General features: G+C 61.0%; 16 protein-coding genes. 1 reads left to right on the top strand and 15 read right to left on the bottom strand.

Features of this window, described 5'->3' with window-relative positions:
• Positions 1 to 5 precede the first annotated feature (5 nt).
• From HMPREF0308_RS03715 to HMPREF0308_RS03655, 13 genes are all read right to left on the bottom strand, one after another.
• A complete protein-coding gene (locus HMPREF0308_RS03715; RefSeq protein ID WP_005528849.1) occupies positions 6 to 374 on the bottom strand; it encodes a Na+/H+ antiporter subunit G in 369 nt (122 codons plus the stop codon).
• Positions 375 to 376: 2 nt separating this feature from the next.
• Positions 377 to 667, bottom strand: a complete 291-nt coding sequence (locus HMPREF0308_RS03710) for a hypothetical protein (RefSeq protein WP_005528847.1) — start codon at positions 665 to 667, stop codon at positions 377 to 379.
• Positions 667 to 1,197 carry a monovalent cation/H+ antiporter subunit E gene (locus HMPREF0308_RS03705; RefSeq protein WP_005528845.1) on the bottom strand — a complete coding sequence of 177 codons (531 nt, stop codon included), beginning with the start codon at positions 1,195 to 1,197 and terminating at the stop codon, positions 667 to 669. The genes HMPREF0308_RS03710 and HMPREF0308_RS03705 overlap by 1 nt, the downstream gene beginning before the upstream one ends.
• Complete coding sequence (locus HMPREF0308_RS03700) at positions 1,198 to 2,739, bottom strand: monovalent cation/H+ antiporter subunit D family protein (protein WP_005528843.1); 1,542 nt, start codon at positions 2,737 to 2,739, stop codon at positions 1,198 to 1,200.
• Complete coding sequence (locus tag HMPREF0308_RS03695) at positions 2,739 to 3,182, bottom strand: cation:proton antiporter subunit C (protein ID WP_005528840.1); 444 nt, start codon at positions 3,180 to 3,182, stop codon at positions 2,739 to 2,741. Before HMPREF0308_RS03695 ends, HMPREF0308_RS03700 begins: the two co-directional genes overlap by 1 nt.
• Positions 3,182 to 6,160, bottom strand: a complete 2,979-nt coding sequence (locus HMPREF0308_RS03690) for a DUF4040 family protein (protein WP_005528839.1) — start codon at positions 6,158 to 6,160, stop codon at positions 3,182 to 3,184. The genes HMPREF0308_RS03695 and HMPREF0308_RS03690 overlap by 1 nt, the downstream gene beginning before the upstream one ends.
• A gap of 285 nt (positions 6,161 to 6,445) precedes the next feature.
• Positions 6,446 to 8,044 carry a signal recognition particle-docking protein FtsY gene (gene ftsY / locus HMPREF0308_RS03685; RefSeq protein ID WP_034656814.1) on the bottom strand — a complete coding sequence of 533 codons (1,599 nt, stop codon included), beginning with the start codon at positions 8,042 to 8,044 and terminating at the stop codon, positions 6,446 to 6,448.
• A gap of 49 nt (positions 8,045 to 8,093) precedes the next feature.
• Entirely contained in the window at positions 8,094 to 11,636 is a 3,543-nt protein-coding gene (gene smc / locus HMPREF0308_RS03680) for a chromosome segregation protein SMC (protein WP_005528836.1), read from the bottom strand.
• Positions 11,637 to 11,664: 28 nt separating this feature from the next.
• Positions 11,665 to 11,943, bottom strand: a complete 279-nt coding sequence (locus tag HMPREF0308_RS03675) for an acylphosphatase (protein ID WP_005528834.1) — start codon at positions 11,941 to 11,943, stop codon at positions 11,665 to 11,667.
• A complete protein-coding gene (locus HMPREF0308_RS03670) occupies positions 11,944 to 13,461 on the bottom strand; it encodes an alanine/glycine:cation symporter family protein (protein WP_005528833.1) in 1,518 nt (505 codons plus the stop codon).
• A 37-nt stretch (positions 13,462 to 13,498) separates the two neighbouring features.
• Positions 13,499 to 14,320, bottom strand: a complete 822-nt coding sequence (gene mutM, locus HMPREF0308_RS03665) for a bifunctional DNA-formamidopyrimidine glycosylase/DNA-(apurinic or apyrimidinic site) lyase (RefSeq protein ID WP_005528831.1) — start codon at positions 14,318 to 14,320, stop codon at positions 13,499 to 13,501.
• Positions 14,320 to 15,090 (bottom strand): ribonuclease III, encoded by a 771-nt coding sequence (gene rnc / locus HMPREF0308_RS03660; protein ID WP_005528828.1) that lies wholly within the window; start codon positions 15,088 to 15,090, stop codon positions 14,320 to 14,322. Before rnc ends, mutM begins: the two co-directional genes overlap by 1 nt.
• Positions 15,087 to 15,641: a YceD family protein gene (locus tag HMPREF0308_RS03655; RefSeq protein WP_005528826.1), complete on the bottom strand. Its 555-nt coding sequence runs from the start codon at positions 15,639 to 15,641 to the stop codon at positions 15,087 to 15,089. The genes rnc and HMPREF0308_RS03655 overlap by 4 nt, the downstream gene beginning before the upstream one ends.
• 344 nt (positions 15,642 to 15,985) lie before the next feature.
• Between HMPREF0308_RS03655 and HMPREF0308_RS03650 the strand changes: the two genes are divergently transcribed.
• Entirely contained in the window at positions 15,986 to 16,384 is a 399-nt protein-coding gene (locus HMPREF0308_RS03650) for a hypothetical protein (protein WP_155115460.1), read from the top strand.
• A gap of 9 nt (positions 16,385 to 16,393) precedes the next feature.
• Here the strand turns inward: HMPREF0308_RS03650 and HMPREF0308_RS03645 are convergent, their stop codons facing one another.
• The gene (locus tag HMPREF0308_RS03645) at positions 16,394 to 17,089 is read right to left on the bottom strand and encodes a F0F1 ATP synthase subunit B family protein (protein ID WP_005528822.1); all 696 of its coding nucleotides are present in this window, start codon (positions 17,087 to 17,089) and stop codon (positions 16,394 to 16,396) included.
• 138 nt (positions 17,090 to 17,227) lie between these two features.
• A complete protein-coding gene (gdhA, locus tag HMPREF0308_RS03640; RefSeq protein ID WP_005528821.1) occupies positions 17,228 to 18,574 on the bottom strand; it encodes an NADP-specific glutamate dehydrogenase in 1,347 nt (448 codons plus the stop codon).
• Positions 18,575 to 18,628: the final 54 nt, after the last annotated feature.

The raw sequence follows: 18,628 nt of genomic DNA, 5'->3' as shown, positions 1-18,628 counted from the left end.
GTCAGTTAGAACTCGTCTTCGTCGGCCTCGACAGTGCGCAGTTCTTTATGGACACGGCGAGCGTACTTCACGTCCGTGACGGTGACTCCATAAATCGAACGGCCCATGTAGAACGAGCCCACGGAGCCGATAATCCAGACACCGAAGCACGCGATGAGCACGCGCACCAGCGACCACAGCGAAAAGCCGTTTTCCGAGAAGTCCACGATGAGTTTCGCCACGAGCAAAAGCGGCACAGCCAGACCGACGGTGGGCCCAAGCAGATTGACTCGGGTCAAGGCGTCAGGAGCGCGCCAGAGTGCAATTGCGGTGGCGACCACGAGGATGGTGGCCACGATGAGCAGGATGGATGCGATAATCTCGTAAATCGCCATGCTTATCGACGTCCCTTCGAGATGATGCGCGCCATCGACAGCGTCGGGAGCACGCCGGCCGCGATTGCCGCCAGCATGGCGATGTCGTAGAGAATCGACGCGTGGTTCGTGAACGTCCACGTGATGTACATGCAAAGCATGCCGTAGAAGGCCATGTCTGACATGACCGTGCGGGTCAGCTCGTCGCGGGAGCGCAGAGCTAGAAGCAACGCGGAGGCAAGGGCGCCGCCCATGATGAAGATGCAGACGAAAATGACCCATTCGAAAGCACTAAAATGCGCGAAATCCAGCATTATTCGCCTTTCCTTTCAGGGCGCAATGGCCACACGGAATACTTCTCAGTCTCGTCGGCAGGAAGCGGAGTGTCCTCAACCTGCGCAATGTCCGGCGCGCGCATGTGGCGACCGAGCGTCTCGAGTGGGTACTCGTAGAAAGCCGGGTCGAGTACCTTGGTGTCACTCTGGCCGGGAACGCCGTAGTCCAGCTCTTTAACGTGCGGCGCGAGGCGCTCTTCCATGTCGGCCAAGGATTCCATGATCTCAACTGGATCGTCGCCCATGACGGCTTGGACGAGCACAATGCGCGGCAAGCCCTCGGCCACCGGCTCGCGCAGGCCCAGCGATAGCGTGCCAGGGGTAGCGGTAATGGAGGATGTAAACCAGAAGATTTCCCACGCGCCCGTCACGCGCAGCGGGTAGCGCACGACGACTGGGTGGTAATTGTTCTTTGGCTTGAAGGACTCAGCCGCCAGTCCAAAGCCAGCGACGAAGATTTCCTTCACCAGCCACAGCGCATACACGCAGGAGTGAAAGAAGAGTTTCATTTAGCGACCTCCCTGGGTGGAGTCGATGTCCGGCAGGGCAACGGGGGCGTCGCCAAGCACAGCTTGAGTGTAGGCCTCGGTGTCGAGCAGGTCCTCGGCGGCGTGCATCGTGACGTCGATGACTGGGCCCGCCAAAATAAACATGGTGAGCGAGCCCATGATGAGCGCAGCCGACGGCGCCATCAGCTTCTTGCGGATGATGAGCTCAGCGGGGACCTTTTCCTTCGGCAGATCCTTGCCCCAGAAGACCTCGCGCCACACGCGCAGCATCGACAGGAAGGCGGCGAAGGATGCAATGATGATGACGGCGATGACAATCCATGCCCATAGGTCACCGGTGCGCGCAATCTCGACGACGATGAGGACCTTGCCCCACATACCGGAAAATGGCGGGAAGCCCACCACGGAAAAGGCACCAGCTGCGAAAATCCAGGCGATTATCGGGTCGCGGCGAGCCAGGCCCGACAGCTTGGAGAGCAGGCCCGTGCCGTAGGTCTCCTCGATGGCACCCGAGGCCAGAATCAACGAGCCCACGGTGAGCATGTGGTGGATGGTGTACAGGATGCCCGCGCCCAGAGCGCGCTGCGGGTCGTGGGTGGTAAATGCCATCATCACGAGGATGAACGGCATGCCGTTGAGCATTTGGTAGCCCAGCACGCGACGGATCGAGTTCTCGGCCATACCGCCGAAGGCACCGATGATCATGGAGACAATCATGACCACGATGATGAGGGTGCACCAGCGCTGGTCCATGTCAAAGAGGTGGACCCAGAGGCGGTAGAGCATGTAGACCGCGACCTTAGTGTGCAGGCCCGAGAACAAGCCCATGACAGCGGCGGAGGTTCCGGGGTACGTGCGTGGCAGCCAAGACTGTACGGGGAACACGCCGGCCTTCGCCGCGATGGCAATGACCACGATGCCGGAAGCGACGGTCACTGGTCCGTTACCCGCGGCCGCGCCCTCGAGGGCTGCGAGGTTCACCACGCCCGTAACCGAGTAAATGTAGCCGACGCCGACCACCAGCAAAGTGGATGCAAAGAGATTGACCAACACGAACGCACGGCCCGCAGCAAGGCGAGACCACGTACCCGACATGGTGATGAGGCCATAAGACGGCAACAGCATGACCTCGATAAACACGAAGAAGTTGAAGAGGTCCGCAGTCAGCAAGGCGCCACACACGCCGGTGACTAGGATGAGGGTCAGCGACGCGTAATAGCGTGACTTGGTCTCGCCGCCCACGATGGCGAACCAGTTGGCGCCGAAGGCCACGATCATCGTGGTAACGATCATCAAGGCGGAGAAGGTATCCGCAGCAAACGCGATACCGGCGTTGCCTGGATACAAACCAACCGCGTGCGCCACAACGCCATTGTTCATGGTGTATAACAGCAACGCGAAGCCCGCGAAAATACCCACGCCGGGGATGACAAGCATGATGGAATCGCGCACGCCGCGCCACGGCGCGAGCAAAGCCAACGCCGCAGCGACGAGGGGCACCGCTGGGAACAGCGGCAACAGTGCACTGACGAGTTCAGCCATTACTTCTCCCCCTCCTCGGCTTGGTCAAGTTCCTTCAGGCGATCCATCTTGTTGGCAGAACGCTGCAAAATTTCTCGATTCTTAGAATCACGACCCAGCGTGGAGAACGCGTGGTCAATGGTGTTGTCATCAACCGGCTCCACGATGTCCGTGTCATCATTGGCGCCCATAGCGGCCATGGTGAGCAAAATCGTCGAGGTCGCCATGGAAATAACCACGGCGGTCAGCACGAAGGCCTGCGGCAGCGGATCCGCCATCTGGTCAGCTGGTACTTGCGATGGGAAGGACTCACCGCGGTAGGAGTACACACCCGTTGCCAGAAGAGTCAGGTTCGCGCCGTGACCGAAGGCCATCATGCCCAACACGATGTGGACCAGGCCACGCTGCTGAATGAGATAGACAGCAGAGCCGATGAGCAGAGCAATAGTCAGTGCAAGAATCATTAGTTATCCTCGCCCCTCTTTCGAATAGAGCGAGGGGATTCCTTCTTGGTTCGAGCTTCCGATTTGTTGAGCAGCGCCAAGGGGTTGCTCGAGGGATTGATGGGCTCGGGGTAAGGATCATCGACGTCGTCAAGCACCACGCGTGGGGTCGTAGGCAACGCGGAATCGTCGTCGTGGACCCACGGCAGGTAGTCACGTTCAGTACCTGGGCGCAGGTAGCCACCCAAAGCGTTGATGGCCATGGTGAGCATACCCAGCACTGCCAGGTAGATACCGAGATCGAAGATGAGCGACGTGGTCCAGTGTTGCCCCAAAGCATGGCCGTGGATGGCGGTGAGGAAGCCGCCCGGCTCGCCGTGATGCGGGATGTAGCCGATGAAACCGGCTGTCAGCGCAACGATGATGCCGATGCCTGTCAGATGAATCGGGGTCATGCGGCCGAAGACAATCTCGTCCGAACCGCGCGAGAGGTAGGTTAAGCCGATAGCCGCGCCCATAATCAGCGCCGCCGGGAAGCCACCGCCCGAGGCCTGGTGGCCGCGGTAGAACACAACCACGGACATGATGACCAGAATCGGGATAACAATCGCAATGCCCTTGCGCAGCGGAACGGAGTTGAGCTGGGACTGTCCAAACGGCGCCGGACGAGTACCCGAGGTGAACGGGAAACGCGGCAGCGTCGAAGTGACCGCTGCGATAACCACTGCGGCCATACCCAGAACCGAAAGCTCACCCAAGGTATCGAGTGCACGGAACTCAACGATGATGGTGGCCACGACGTTGTCGCCGCCGGTGATATCCGGAGCGTTGTTCAAGTACCACAGGGCAAGGTCCGAGCGCTCGTGGCGACCCATCAGGCCCCAAACACCGAGGAATGCGGCGCCACCAGCGAGGACTGCGATCACAACCGAGCCAGCCTTACGCGAGGTGTCCTGCACTGGGTGGAACTTCTCCGGCAGGTAGCGCAGGACCATCATCATAACGATGACCGACAGTGCCTCAACGGTGAACTGCGTGAGGGCAACGTCGGGGGCGCCCAGCAAGAACATCTGCAGGGTCACGCCGGTACCGGCAATGCCGATCATCACAGCACCCGTAAGACGGTTGCGGGTGCGGACGAGGCCAATCATGGACAGCGCCACGATGGAGAGCGGCAGCAGATCCCATGGGTTGTCCAGGCCATCGACGCGGGGCGCCAGAGCGACGCCGTCGACGCCCTCGCTGATGAGCCCCGCGGCCGCCAAGATGATGAGCAGCAAGACGATCGGAAGCATGAGGCGCGAAGGGTTGTGAGTATCCGACATGCGGCCTACAAAGCGGCCGATGGAGGTGGCCCACTTCTGCACGAGGTTGAGCATTTCGTTACCGGTGCGCGGCACCAGCTTGGTGCCCTCAAACGCGGCCCACAGCTGCTTGCGCACGAAGACTCCCGCGATACCCGCGAGTAGGACCACGGTGGAGATGATCAGCGGAACATTAATGCCGTGCCACAAAGCCAGGTGTGCGTGGGAATGCATACCGACAGAACCGGCCATCAAGTCCAAAGGCTTGTCGAAGGTGCCCAGGAAGAACACCAGCGGCAGGGACATAAAGCCCGGCAGCGCAGCCGGAAGCCACAGGCGAACAGGCGCCTCGTGGACCTTGGACATGTTGCGCGGGCCGTCGAAAAAGGCGCCGAAGACAATCTTCGCGGAATACGTGAAGGTAAAGAACGCGCCAATCGCGGCGACGAGCAGCAAGATGACCTGCCCCGCCCCACCGATTGGAGCCTCTTCAAAGGCAGTCAGCATGCCTTCCTTCGAGACAAAGCCCAGAAGCGGCGGAACTGCGGCCATCGACGCCGCGCCGATAGCCATCGAGGCAAACGTGAATGGCATCTTGTTCCACAACACGCCCAGACGGCGGATGTCGCGGGAGCCGGCCTCGTGGTCGACTACACCGATCAGCATAAAGATAGAGGACTTAAACAGCGCGTGAGCCAGCGTGTGCACGAGGGCCGCGGTGATTGCGAATGGCGTTCCGACGCCGATGGTGGCCACAATCCAGCCCAAGTGCGAGACCGTGGAATAAGCGGTGAGCTTCTTCAGGTCCGTCTTCTGCACGGCAAAGACCGCGGACATCACCGCGGTGCCCATGCCGACCACGATCAGCAACCAGTTCCATACCGCCACGTCATGGAAGATGGTGGAGAAACGAATAAGCAGGTAAACGCCCGCCTTAACCACTGCGGCCGCGTGCAGGAAGGCCGAGACCGGGGTCGCAGCTGCCATGGCTTCGGGAAGCCAGAAGTGGAAGGGGAACTGCGCTGCCTTGGTAAACGCCGAGCACGCAATCAGGACGGCAACACCGGCAGTTAGACCAGGGCGCTGTGCCCACACGCCGGAGGCAAGGATCTCCTCCAGATTCGTGGTTCCCGCCGCGGTTGCGGCAATCGCCACGGCAGCAAGCAGGGTCAGGCCGCCGATGAAGGTAAGAATCAAGGTGCGCTGCGAGCCTGCCTCACCTGCCTTGCCGGAGCGAGCAATGAGCATAAACGACGCCAAGGACACCAGCTCCCAGGCGAGGAACAGCAAAATGACGTCGTTCGCCAGAGCTAGCAGCAGGATGGACATTGTAAAGGCAGTCATCAGCGTATAGAAGCTGACGTTGCCTTTGCCCGCAGGAAGGTAGGCCGCCGAATAGGTAAATACCACCGCACCGATAACGAGTGCCAGCATGGCGAAGAAAACGCCGAGGGCATCGCCGCGGAGGGCGAAATTGACGTCGATGCCTAAGTCCACGACATCGCGAACCCAGGTGCGGCTAAAGGAAATTTCTTTGCCCTCGGATAGAGTTCCGAATTCTTTAGCAAGGAGAACTGCCGCCACAACAAAAATGCCGGCCAGCGGATAGCCGGCGGCGCGATCGGCGACCCGGACGGTCACCGGGGCAAGAACCACTGCCAAAGCTGCGAGGAGGACAACATAAAGAAGTGTCACGAAAGATGAGCCTCACGAACCATTGTTTAGAGATTTATAACTTTGAGCGTGCAAAAATAAGACGTATCCACCGTACCATTGTGGTTTAGGTCAAAGCACATTATTTCTGTGCCTAAGGTGACGCTGGAACGTCTTAGGTAGCCAGAAAAACACCGCAGGAGCTGCGCTTTTCGACGCCCCCTTTCCCAAAATTCTAACGGCTACTCGATATTAGAAGCGAAATAGGTACAGAAAAAGCCGCCGGGTTTTCCCGGCGGCTTTTCACGCATTAGCGCAACGACGCTACTACTTCTCCCCTAGCAGGGCGTCGACAAAGCCCTCGACCTCGAATGGAGCCAGGTCATCGGCACCCTCGCCAAGGCCAACCAACTTGACCGGCACACCGAGTTCCTCCTGAACTTGGAAAACAATGCCACCCTTGGCCGTGCCATCAAGCTTGGTGAGGACAACACCGGTGATGTCCACGACCTCGCGGAAGATGCGAGCCTGGGTCAGGCCGTTCTGGCCGACGGTAGCGTCGAGCACCAGCAGCACCTCGTCTACTTCGGCCTTCTTTTCGACGACGCGCTTGACCTTACCCAGCTGATCCATCAGGTCGACGGAGGTGTGCAGACGACCGGCGGTGTCGACGAGTACCACGTCGACGCCCTGGTCGACGCCGGCTGCCACGGCATCGAAAGCAACGGATGCGGGGTCAGCGCCTTCCTTGCCGCGAACGGTCGTGGCGCCGACGCGGCGCCCCCAGGTCTCCAGCTGATCGGCGGCAGCAGCGCGGAAGGTATCGGCCGCGCCCAGCAACACCTTGTGGCCCATGGCGACGAGAACGCGAGCCAGCTTGCCTGTGGTCGTGGTCTTGCCGGTGCCGTTGACGCCGACGACCATGATGACGGCCGGCTTGCCCTCGTTTGGCATGGCCTTGATAGAGCGGTCCATCTCTGGGTGGCCGGCCTCGATGAGGGACTCACGCAGCATCGCGCGTGCTTCTTCCTCGCTGGACACGCCGCGCTCAGCGATCTTGTCGCGCAGGGACTCGGTGACCTTCAGCGTGGACTTGGTGCCCAAGTCTGCCATGATGAGGGTGTCTTCGATTTCTTCCCAGGCGTCCTCGTCGAGGTCGCCTGCAGACAGGATGCCCAAGAGGCCCTGACCAATAGCGTTCTGGGACCGGGACAGGCGGCCACGCAGGCGGCCCAAACGGCCGCCTGCCGGCTCGATGTCAGCATCTGGTTCGGACGGCGCTGGAATAACTTCAGCGTCCTCGGAGACCTGCAGTTCCTCCGGCTCAGCATCAAGAGCGGCCTCAGCGCCCGCAGTCTGCGCTTCCGCAGCGACAGCCGCTTCCTCAGCCTCTGGAAGGTCTGGCACGTCTTGCGCGACTGGCTCATCTTCCGCCACAGGTTCGACTGAAACCGTGTCCTCTTCGACGCTATCGGTGGAGTCAACCTCTGGAGTCTCCTCAGCCTTTGGCCCAACAGCCTCTGGCTCAACCGACTCAGCTGCCGGCTCAGTGGTTGCCTCGGCTACAGGAGCCTCAACGTCCTCGTCTGCGAGCTGGGCATTGGCGAGCTCGGTTGCATCGCGGGTATCGCTTGGCTCGGCTGACACCTCTGCAGGCTTTGCCTCAGGCTGGGCTACAGGCTGAGCAGCAGGAACCTTTTCTGGCTGCTTGTCGGCATCGCTACCAGCCGGAGCGAAGTTAAAACCGGATTTAGCCTGGTAGTTGCCAGACTTCTGCTCCTGGGTCAGCTCTTTCGGTGCTTCCTCGGCGGGCTTTTCGAAGGAAACCTTCTTCGAATCACCACGCTTCTTGCCAACAACTATCAGCACGATAGCCAGCACCACAATGACAGCTACGGCAATAAGAATCCACGAGATAGTATTCATGCCCTCTATAGTGCCAGGCTTAACCCCATCGGGCACCACTAGCCGTACATTAATTGCCGTCAGTATCTCCTGCGCCGTCAACAGCGGCAGGTCCGCGCGGCGCGTCGACGCCCAGGCGGGTGGCGTCCTGGGCCGCAGCGTCAGTTCCCGGCGCAGCGCCGGCTGGACTCATGCGCTGGGAAATCACGCGCGTGACACCGTCGCCGCGCATGGTCACGCCGTACAAGACGTTAGCCACGTCCATCGTCGGCTTCTGGTGCGTGATCACAATCAGCTGCGAGTCCTTGCGCAGCTCCTCGAAAAGGGCGATGAGGCGTCGGAGGTTGACGTCGTCAAGCGCGGCTTCAACCTCATCCATCACGTAGAACGGGCTCGGTCGCGCGCGGAAAATCGCCACCAGCATTGCCAACGCCGTCAAAGACTTCTCACCACCAGAGAGCAAGGACAGACGCTTGACCTTCTTGCCCGGCGGACGCGCTTCCACCTCAATGCCGGTAGCCAGCATGTCGTCCGGCTCCGTCAAAATCAGGCGTCCCTCACCGCCTGGGAACAGCGTCTGGAAGACCTTCGGGAACTCCGCTTCCACGTCTTTCCAGGCATCAGTGAACAGCTGCAGGATCTGCTTATCGACGTCCTCAATAACCTCCGAGAGATCCTTGCGGGCTTGGATGACGTCGTCAAGCTGCGTCGACAAGAAGGAGTAACGCTCCTCCAACGCCTTGTACTCCTCCAGCGCCAACGGGTTGACCTTGCCCAACGAGTTGAGGTCCTTCTCCGCCTGTTTCAGGCGCGCGGTCTCGGCGCCGCGGTCGAAGTCCTCGCCCGGGGTGTAGTCCTTGAGCAGGTCCGGGATGGCGATCCCCAGCTGTTCTACAATCTTCGCTTCCGCCTCATCGGCACGCACCTGCGCCTGGGAACGCGCAATCTCCGAGTCATGCGCATTGGAGGTCAGGCGGTCGAGCTGCTGGCGGGTGGCAGAGACGTGCTGCTTCGCGGACTGCAAGCGGGCGTTCAAGACGTTGCGCTGGTTGACCAAGTCATCGCGCTCGGCGGTGGCACGCTCCAAGGCATGGGCCGTGCGGGTAGCCAGGTCCTGGGCATGCTTGGACACCGCGGCAGCCAGGGCAGCTTGCGCTTTGCGACGCGCCATCGCCTGCTCATGGCGAGCTTTTGCCTGACGTTCATGCTCTGCTTGGCGACGCAGCGCGTCCCCCTTGCCCGCAGCCTGGCCCACCCTATCCTGGGCGGTGCGGGCCGCGAGCTGAGCTTCCATCTCCATCGCTTTGACCTGCTCGAGTATCCTCGACGCGGAGTCACGCTCGACGGAGGAAGGCTCGTTGTCGTGCTCGTCATCGTCGACGCGCGCAAGGCGATCCCGAGCTTCGGCAAGTTGCTCGCGCAGCTCCGCGAGTTTGACCTCGATGTCGGTTGCGCGCGCGGCGGCCTTCTCGTGCTCGGCTTTGTTGACCTCGTGCTGCTTGATAAGACGCTGGTGGTCGCGGCGCCAGGCCTCGACCTCAGTGTCGTGCTCGCGGAGAGCAGCTTTAGCCGACGCCGCGGCAACGCGGGCTTCGTCAGCTGCAATCTTGGCGCCTTCCAACGTGCCGGAGAGCTCCGCGAGCTCCTGCGTCGCGGACTCCAGCTGGGACTCAGCCTCTGCGATGCGGGCGGAGACCTCTACCGTGGAGGAAGCGCCGGTGCCGGCCTCGACCCAGCCCTCGCCCACCAGCAGGCCTTCCGGGGTCACGGCGCGCAGGCGCGGGTCCTCGCGCACCACCTCGCGGGCGACGGAGAGATCCGGGACCAGGACGACGTCGGAAAGCAGGCGTGTGACCGCAGCCTGCACCTCCGGCACCAGCACCACTTCGTCGAGCAACCACGTGACTGTAGAGGGAAGGTCGGAGTCCAAGCGCCACTGTGCGGCAGCGTTGCTGGCGATGTCAATGAGCGGGGTGCGCGTGGCGTTGTTGAGGCTTTCAACGACGCTGTCGGTGACCTCGCCGGCTTGGGCCTCAGCAAAGGCACCCAATGCTGCCGCGACGGCGGTCTCGTGTTTGGTGGAGATGAAGTTTGCCAGCGGCTGGAAGTCCTCGCCCAGGTCGATGTGTTCAGGGGCCGTCTGCGCCAGGGTATCGATACGCGATCGCAGGGTGTAAACGGCGCGCTCGCGTTCGCGTTGGCCGTCGCGTAGCTGCTCGAGACGCTTGTCGGCGGCGCTCGACTCGCTGGCCGCGCGCAGGTGCGCCTCTTCGAGAGGCTCGCGCTCAGCATTGAGCGCTCGGAGTTTGTCGGCGACGTCGTCTGCCTCGGCCTGCGCCGTGCGCGTGCGAGATTTGGTAAACTGCAGGGTCTCTTCCTGGCGCTGCAGCTCTTCTTCTGCTGCGGTGACCTGGCTTGCCAGGTTCTCCTCAGCGGCGATGAGCCTGACGACGCCCTCTCTGCGGTCCGCGATGGCTCGCAGCTGCGCCATGTGTTCTTTTTCGGCCTCTTCGAAGGCTGCGCGGCGCTCCGCGACTTCCTCGCGGATGCCCTCGAGACGCTCAGCGGCCTCCTCGGCGACCATGAGCAGCTCCGCGTGCTCCTCATCTGCGCGGAGTGCGCGGGCCTCGAGTTCCTCGGGGTCTTGACCTGCATAGGCGACCTGCGCGCCGACATTGCTGGCACGCTCGGCGGCGATGCGCTGGGTCGCGGAGATTCGCTCGGAAAGGGTCGAAAGGTCAAACCACAGCTTCTGAGCGGCCTCGGCTTTGGGGATGGTCTCGCCGAGCTCAGCCTCGATTTCGAGCTGCACGCCGGAGGCTTCCTCAAGCTGCTCGGTGATTTCGGCGACCTGCTCCGCCAGCATGGCAGCCTGGTGCTTGGCGTCGGCGAACTTCTTGCGCAGTTGGACTACTTGGTCGCCGGCGATCCGCAGGCGCGCGTCGCGCAGATCTGCTTGCACCGTGGCGGCGCGCTTGGCTGCCTCTGCTTGACGCGCCAGCGGCTTGAGTTGTTTTCCCAGCTCGTCGGTAAGATCCTGGAGGCGATCCAAGTTGGCCTGCATGCCGGTAAGCTTGCGCTGCGCCTTCTCCTTGCGGCGGCGATGCTTGAGCACGCCGGCGGCCTCTTCGATGTAGGCGCGGCGGTCCTCAGGGCGCGATTCAAGAATCTCCGCCAACTTTCCCTGGCCGACGATGATGTGCATCTCGCGGCCGATGCCTGAATCAGATAGCAGCTCCTGAATGTCCATCAAACGGGCTTTAGAGCCGTTGATTTCGTATTCGCTGGCGCCGTCGCGGAACATGCGGCGGGTAACGGAGACCTCAGAATAGTCGATGGGCAGCGCGCCATCCGAGTTATCGATGGTCAGCGTGACCTCGGCGCGCCCCAGCGCCTTGCGGTCGCCCGCTCCGGCGAAGATGACGTCCTGCATCTTGCCGCCGCGCAGGGTCTTGGCGCTGCCTTCGCCCATTACCCACGCCAAGGCGTCAACGACGTTCGACTTGCCCGAGCCATTGGGCCCCACAACGGCACAGATACCGGGCTCGAATTTTAGGTTCGTCGCAGACGCAAAAGACTTAAAGCCTTTGAGCGTGAGCGATTTGAGGTGCATTCGTGAAAGTTTAGCAACTACTACGGCGCTAGCGTTCGATGAATCCGCTTTCGCCCCGCGGCGTCGACCATTGCTCCACCACGGTGGTGACCACGCCCGGGCGGCGAGTGGTTGAAGGCTCCTCGCGCAGCAACTCGAGCAAACGCTTGCAGTCGACGCATGGGCCCTCCGCCACCACCTGCACGCGGCCATCAGCCAAGTTGGTGGCATGGCCGGCAAGGCCTAGCTCCAAAGCGCGCGAACGCGTCCACCAGCGGAAGCCCACACCCTGGACCGAACCGTGGACAAACGCAGTCATGCGCTCCATTTAGTACTCCCTCAAGTTGGAGTGGTCGCCCAGGTCGTACTGGTGCTGCAGGCGCTGGCGGTCCTCCGGACTGCGGCGGGTAACTGGGTCAGAGCCGTCCCAGCACTCGACGTTCTTGAGCTCCGGCAACATGTCGCGGTGGAAGACGGGATCGATGCCCTTACGGCGCTGCTCGTTGTAGTTCTTGAGCAGCTTGATGGCCACGCCTGAGAGCGGAACGATAGCCAGGATGTTGAGGAAGACCATCGTCGCAGCGCCGGTATCGGCCAGTGCGAAGACGAACGGGAGGGAGCCGACCGCACCGAACCATACGAAGAAAAGCACGACCAAGCGGAAGATGTTGAGGACAACCTTGCTGCGGGTCAGGTACTCAACGTTGGACTCTGCCAAGTAGTAGTTGCCGAGAATTGAAGAGAAAGCTAGGAAGAAGAGGATGAAGGTCACGAAGTGAATGCCCCAGTTACCGACCTCAGAAGCCAAAGCCGCCTGGGTCAGGGAAACACCCTCAGCGTCCTCACCGTAAGCAATGGACGGGCCGAGCAAAATAATGAACGCCGTGATGGAACAGACCACCAAGGTATCGAAGTAGACGCCCAAGGTCTGCACGAGGCCCTGCTTAACCGGGTGAGACACCGTTGCGGTAGCAGCTGCGTTAGGAGCAGAACCCTCACCGGCCTCGTTGGAGAACAGACCACGCTGGATACCCTTCATCATCGCGGTACCCAAACCAGCACCGGCGATCTCCTTGAAGCCGAGGGCGTGGCCGATGATGTCGCCAATCATGCCCGGCACCTTGTCGAAGTTCGTAATCACCACGAAGCCACCGATGAGCAGATAAGCAATAGCCATGAAAGGAACGATGACCTGGGTGATGTTCGCGATGCGCTGCACGCCACCGAAGATGATGAGTGCAGCCACAGCAGCCACAATCAGGCCGACGATAGCGCGGAACATGGTGTCCTCGCGGCCGAAGGAGAACGCGATGGAGTCAGCAATCGCGTTGGTCTGGAAAGCGTTGTAGACAAAGCCGAAGGTAAACGCGATAGCCACGGAGAAAATCGCAGCCAGCGGGCCCCAGCCCAGACCGCGCTTCATGTAGTAGGCCGGGCCACCGCGGTAAGCGGAACCCTCGCGGACCTTCCACACCTGCGCCAGGGTGGACTCGACAAACGCAGTCGCACCGCCCAGAATCGCAATGATCCACATCCAGAAGACAGCACCCGGGCCGCCAACGGAGATGGCCACAGCCACACCGGCCACGTTGCCGGTGCCCACGCGCGACGCCGCCGAAATGGTGAAGGCCTTAAAAGCAGAAATGCCGCCGTAGTCCTCGTCTTCGTCGCGACCGACGCCCTTCGGGCGCTCGACCACAGCCTTGAACATTTCCGGCACCATTCGGATTTGCACCAAAACGGTACGGAAACCAAAAAAGAGTCCGGCAGCGATCAAGATCCACGGGATCAGATAGGTCCAGACCGAGTCATTGAACGTTGTTACAGCGTTCTCAAGAAATTCCATGGAGAATATTTAACGCTATGTATCCCCTATCGATCCATTAATAGGTCTGGCAGCGGGGGCAAAAATGGGTGGATCTACCACCCACTACGACGCGCACCAGCTCGGTTCCGCACCTGTCGCACGGCGCTCCGGTGCGCCCATACGCGTGCAGGGATCGCTCAAAATACCCCGACTCACCATTGACGTTGACGTATAAGGCATCGAAGCTCGTGCCACCGACCTTGAGGGCGGCGCGCATGACGGAGGCGGCGGCGTCGATAAGCGCTATAGCGTCACGTTGCCGCAGTGTAGAAGCCTTCTTTTGGGGCTGCACCTGCGCGGCCCACAAAGCCTCGTCGGCATAGATGTTGCCGATGCCCGAAACCACCGTCTGGTCCAGCAGGGCGGTCTTCACCGCGGTTTTCTTTGCGCGAATCCGCCGCGCGGCCGCGACGATGTCGAAGTCAGGTTCGAGGGGGTCCGGGGCGATGTGCGCAATCTTAAGCCACGGGGCCAACAACCAGTAGCCAAAAGTACGTTGATCAATAAAGGACAGGTTCACGCCGCCGCTTAACGACGCCCTGATCCGCACATGTTTCGAGTTCGTCTCCCCCACCCGCATCTGGCCGGACATGCCCAAGTGCACGAAGAGGACGTCGCGACCGGGGTCGTGGAGATTCTCGTCGGCGAACTCAATCCACATGAATTTGCCGCGCCTTGCGACGCCGCCTATCTCCCGCCCCACCAACAGCTGGTCGAGAGGACCTTCCTGCCCACGGTTCGCGCGCGGGTGCAGGACTTCAACGCGCTCGAAAGTCCGCCCGGGAAGGTAACCCTCCAACCCGCGGCGGACTGACTCAACTTCGGGCAGCTCCGGCATTAAAGCTCGCGGTTGGCGGTGCCCTGTACGAGAAGCGGAGTCTCGCGCAGCGTTTGGCACGCTTCTTGCGCGGCCTGCTGCTCGGCCAGCTTCTTGTTGTGGCCCACACCATTTCCTACGGTCAGGCCGGCGACGGTAGCCACAGCGGTGAAGGTTTGATCATGCTCAGGGCCCGTCGACGTCGCGGTGTAGACCGGCATCGGCGCCTTGAGCTCAGCGCAGAGTTCCTGCAGGTTGGTCTTCCAGTCCATGTGGCGACCGGAGACGACAGCGTTGTCGATCTTCTTCTGGAACAGACGCAGGATGACGTCGCGTGCGGTTTCAAAGCCGTACTGGCGGTAGATGGCGCCAAAGATGGCCTCGGTGGTATCCGCAAGGATGGAATCCTTGTCGCGACCGCCCGTGGACTGCTCGCCCTTGCCCAGCAGAATGTGCTGGCCAAGCTCGATCTCGCGGGCGATATCGGACAAGCCGTAGCGAGACACGATGGAAGCACGCATCTTCGAGATATCCGACTCCGGACGCGACGGGTACTGCTCGTACAGCTTCGAAGCCACAGACAATCCGAGGACTGCATCGCCTAAGAACTCGAGCCGCTCGTTGTTGGGAAGGTAGCCGTTTTCGTTGGCAAAAGAGCGGTGCGTCAGGGCCAGACGCAGGTTTTCATCGGCCAGCTCGACGCCCAAAGACTTCAGAAGTGGCGCATGGTCGACCGCAGCATATGCTTGCTCGAGAGCCTCTTCACCGGTTAGCTTATTTTTCTTGCTCACAGGAACTTCTCCAGTCCGGACCATCGAGGATCGACCTTATCTTCCTCCTCACCGGATACTCCGGTGGTGACACCCTCTGGGGTTTCGATGTCGCAGCCGTTCTCGCACACCGGTGCGAAGGGCAAGCCGAGGCCCGCCTCATCAATGACGGTCTGCAGAAGGTCGAGCTCGTCGTTGACGATTTCCGGGACTTCGTCGCCCGAGCCTTGGTCCTCGGCGTCGGCTTCGTCGCCGCCAATGAAGTCCTCATCCGCGGCGAATACTTGCGATACGTGGAGGTCCAGCACCGGATGGAGTTCCTTGAGGCACCGCGCGCACTCCCCGGTGAGGGTGCCGGTAACGGCGGCGTCGACAAGCACGCCCGATCCCAGCGGCGTCAAGGTGGCGTCGACGGTGATTTCGTCGCCCTTTTCGACGGCGATCATTTCCACACCGATGCGCTCCGGCGCGGGTCCCTTCTGCACGCGCTGCTCAGGCATCGCGGCAGCGCCCTGGCTGCGCAGCAACTCGGCCACATTAAATTTCAGCGGTGATTCCAATACATCTGCCATAACGCCTCATAGCCTACCCTGTGGGGCGTCATACTCTTAGCCGACGCCGCACCTAGCCGCCGCAACCATACCTGGGGATTGTCTGAAACCCACCGCACAAGCCCCTATGCACCATGTTTATAGGGTTCACACATGACCTAAACGCCCCTACGCTAGCTCTTATGAATTTCGACACCGCAGGCCTGCCCGGCGAATTGTCCCAGCTTGGTTGGGCGTTTCCCCTCTATTGCGTAACTCCCGTGTGCCTGCTCGTTGGTGTCGCAGCTTACTGTCATCGCCATGCCAAACGCACTGCTCAGGGATATCCGCTGTGCTCGGTTGCATGGCGCGGATTGATGTTCGGGATGATTCTCGGAGCGTTCTTCGCGCTGCCACTGCCTTTCGACGTCACTATCATCATCGCCTCCGCCGCACTCGGCGTTGGTGTGGGCTGGCTGACGTGGTACTCCCGCGAATCGGTGGCGGGCGTATTCATGACTACCGCCTCGACGATTGCCGGAATCAGCACGATGGTCGCCCTGATGTACGTCGTCGAAGCGTTCACGCAGTTCGACGCCTTCGCATCCAGCCCGTCGAGCATGTGCCCGCTTCTTTGGGCCATCTTCGGGCTCCCTGCCTTCGTGAGTGCCGCTATTGCCGCCGCAGCAAAGACAACGACCCCTGCTGATGGCCAGGCGGTGTGCGACAGACCGTCTGGCCACCAGCAGGGGCCACTGGAAACGTCCCTAGCAGAACCCCGCTAGGGACAGGATTTAACGCTCGTAGCGTTCCGAGCTGCGCTCGGTGCCGCGCGCACGCACACCGGCGCCACGACGCAGCGCCTGGCGGTCAGAATTAACGGTGCGCAGCAGTCCAGACAGCGTGGACTCGAACTCGCCCAGCTTGGAATCAACGAACTCGTCGCACTCGGTGCGCAGGCGGTTGGACTCGGTGTGGGCGGTCTCGACGATGCGGTGCGCCTCGTCGTTGGAGCGGCGAACCACCTCAGACTCGGAGACCAAGCGGTCCTGCTCGGCCTGGCCGGCAGCGACGCTGCGCTCGTACTCCTTATTGCCCTGTGCGATGGTGCGGTCCGCGTCGGCACGGGCGCTTTCGATCATGGCACTGGCGTCGTCTTCTGCCTGAGCCACCATGGTGGTGGAACGGTGCTGGGCGTCGGAAAGCATGGCGTCAGAGTCTTCCTGCGCGCGGGACATGATCTCATCAGCCTGCGCGTTGGCGTCGGCGACAATCTGGGCGGCGCGCTCCTCGGCGCCAGCCAGGATTTCGTCCTGCTTATCGAGGACGTCTTGGGCGTCGTCCATTTCGACAGGTAGGGCGTTACGAAGGTCGTCAAGAAGCGCCAGCATTTCGTGGCGCGGAACCATGCAGTTGGCGGTCATGGGAACGGAGTAAGCCTGCTCCAGGTTGCGAACAAGTTCATCGAGGGACTCAAATACGCGGTACATGCGCTCAGAGTAACCAAAGAAACTTTCGTCACACGTATCCCACGCGGCACTTTAGACAAAAATCTCAAGTTCGACTTGAAGTTGGCATGAAAAAAGAGCCCCGGAGAGCTCTTTCCACTTATGCAGGTACCTTAAGTCTTAGATGACACCCTGGGCGAGCATGGCGTCAGCAACCTTCTTAAAGCCAGCGATGTTCGCACCAGCGACGTAGTCGCCTGCCATGTCGTATTCCTTGGCAGTCTTGTCGATGTTCTTGAAGATGTTTGACATGATCTCGTGCAGGCGCTGGTCCGTGTAATCGAAGGACCAAGAATCACGCGAAGCGTTCTGCTGCATCTCCAGAGCAGACGTTGCAACGCCGCCGGCATTAGCAGCCTTGCCCGGCGCGAAGTTCACGTCAGAGCCCAAGAAGTAGTGGACAGCATCCGCGGTACACGGCATATTTGCTCCTTCAGCGACGTAGCGGACGCCGTTCGCTGCCAGGACCTTAGCAGAGTCGACGTCGAGTTCGTTCTGAGTTGCGCAAGGCAGGGCGACGTCGGCAGCAACCTCCCAGATGTTGCCACCTGCGTGGTACTCCACTCCCTCGCCGGCTTCTGCAGCATAGGCGGAAATGCGCTCGCGGCGGACTTCCTTAATGTCTTTAATCAGCTCGATCTCCACGCCATTCGGGGTGGTGACGTAACCGGCGGAGTCAGACATCGCTACGACGGTGCCGCCGAGCTGTTGAACCTTCTCTGCGGCGTAGATGGCCACATTACCGGAACCAGAAACGATAACCTTTGCACCCTCGAAGGACTCGCCGTGGGTCTTCATCATCTCGGAGGTCAAGTAGACCAGGCCGTAGCCGGTAGCCTCGGTGCGCACCAAGGAACCACCCCAGGTCAGCCCCTTGCCAGTAAGGACGCCGGACTCATGCTTGTTTTCCAGGCGACGGAACTGACCAAACAGGTAGCCAATCTCGCGGCCGCCGACGCCGATGTCGCCCGCAGGAACGTCGCGATACTCGCCGATGTGGCGGTGTAGCTCAGTCATGAAGGACTGGCAGAAGCGCATGACTTCGGCGTCGGACTTGCCCTTCGGGTCGAAGTCAGAGCCACCCTTGCCGCCGCCGATAGGCAGGCCGGTCAGAGAGTTCTTGAAGATTTGCTCAAAGCCCAGGAACTTGATGATCCCTAGGTTCACGGACGGGTGGAAACGCAGGCCGCCCTTGTACGGGCCAAGCGCGGAGTTAAACTGAACGCGGAAGCCACGGTTGACGTGAATGTTGCCCTGGTCGTCGGTCCACGGAACACGGAAAATCAGCTGACGCTCCGGCTCACACAGGCGCTCAACGAGGCCGTAATCAGCGTAGTGAGGATCCTTATTCAAGACTATCTTGAGGGAATCCAAGACCTCGAACAATGCCTGGTGGAACTCTGGCTCACCGGCGTTGCGCTTGAGGAGCTTGTCGTAGTATTCGGAGATTTGCTGGTCGATCGACACGTGGGTCACCTTTCGCTGCGGCCGCAGGGCGGCTTATGTCTTGCAGAACAAGAA

Source organism: Corynebacterium striatum ATCC 6940 (genome assembly GCF_000159135.1).
Classification (GTDB): domain Bacteria; phylum Actinomycetota; class Actinomycetes; order Mycobacteriales; family Mycobacteriaceae; genus Corynebacterium; species Corynebacterium striatum.
This window is presented reverse-complemented; position numbering and strand designations above follow the sequence as displayed.